Annotated in this window: 1 protein-coding gene; it reads right to left on the reverse strand. The window is 57.2% G+C overall.

What is annotated here, in order from left to right:
* Window positions 1-29: 29 nt before the first annotated feature.
* A protein-coding gene (locus tag QMX78_RS21425; protein ID WP_282273475.1) for an IS3 family transposase occupies window positions 30-1171 on the reverse strand; the annotation gives its coding sequence in 2 pieces (ribosomal slippage) (window positions 30-934 and window positions 934-1171; 1143 coding nt in all).
* Between the last annotated feature and the right edge of the window lie 63 nt (window positions 1172-1234).

The following is a 1234-nucleotide window of genomic DNA, read 5'->3' on the forward strand; positions in this document are numbered from 1 at the left end:
TGAATCGCCCAGGCTTTTGTAGACACTCTTCAGCCGTTTAGTGCGTACTGCCGTTCAAACTCTATCGGGGACAGGCCGCCATTGGAACCGTGTCGCCGTGTCGGGTTGTAAAACATCTCGATGTACTGGAAGACATCTGCGCGTGCCTCGTCGTGATTGCTGTAGATCCGCCGCTTAATGCGTTCGCGTTTCAATAGCTGGAAGAAGCTCTCCATTGCTGCGTTGTCGTGGCAATTTCCTCGCCGGCTCATGCTGCATACGATGTCGTGCTCACGCAGGAAGCACTGCCAGTCTTCGCTGGTGAACTGCGTTCCTTGGTCAGAGTGCAGAAGCAAACCTGGATCGGGTTTGCGCCTCCACACCGCAGCGAGCAGCGCTTGCAGCACCAAATCGGTGTGCTGCGTGGGGCGCGTCGCCCAGCCCACCACCTGGCGTGAGAACAGGTCCAGCACAACGGCTAAGTACATGAAGCCGTCGTAGGTTCGGATGTAGGTAATGTCCGTTACCCATGCGCGATTCGGCTCACATACTTTGAAACCGCGCGCCAAGACGTTCTTTGCTACTGACCCCACTGGTCCACTCAGGGGTCGTGGCTTACGGCCATAGCCAACCATGGCCCGAAGTCCTTCGCTCTTCATCAATCGCGCTACGCGATGTCGGCTGCACGTCTCCCCTAGCTCGCGGAGATCCGAAGTGACCTTGCGATGTCCGTAGACCGAGCCACTCTCAAGCCAGCTGTGTTTGATCAGTCCAAGCAGTCGTTGGTCATCCCGCTCGCGGTGGCTTATCGGACCTCGTAGCCAAGCGTAGTAACCGCTGCGATGGACACTCAGTACCCGGCACATGGCTGCCAATCCGAACTGATCCGCATGGAGCTTCATGAAGGCGTACTTTGCTCTTACCCCTTGGCAAAGTACGCGGCGGCTTTTTTTAGGATGTCTCGCTCTTCAGTGACGCGACGCAACTCAGCCTTAAGCCGGCGAACCTCGGCGTTCTGATCCTGCTCAACGCGACGCCCCACCTCTCCCTGGCCGTGCTGACGTCTCCACCCGTACAAGCTATGGACCGACACACCTAGTCGCTCAGCAACCTCAGCTACCGGTCGACCGTACTCGACAATCTGCCGAACCGCCTCGATCTTGAACTCATCCGTGTAACGCTTCGTACTCATAACCACCTCCGCGTAAGCCATAGTTTATGGCTGCGAGGTGTCTACGAAATCCTGGGCGATTCA

Origin of the sequence: Stenotrophomonas sp. PS02298 (assembly GCF_029959445.1) — a bacterium.
In the GTDB taxonomy this organism is placed as follows: Bacteria; Pseudomonadota; Gammaproteobacteria; order Xanthomonadales; family Xanthomonadaceae; genus Stenotrophomonas.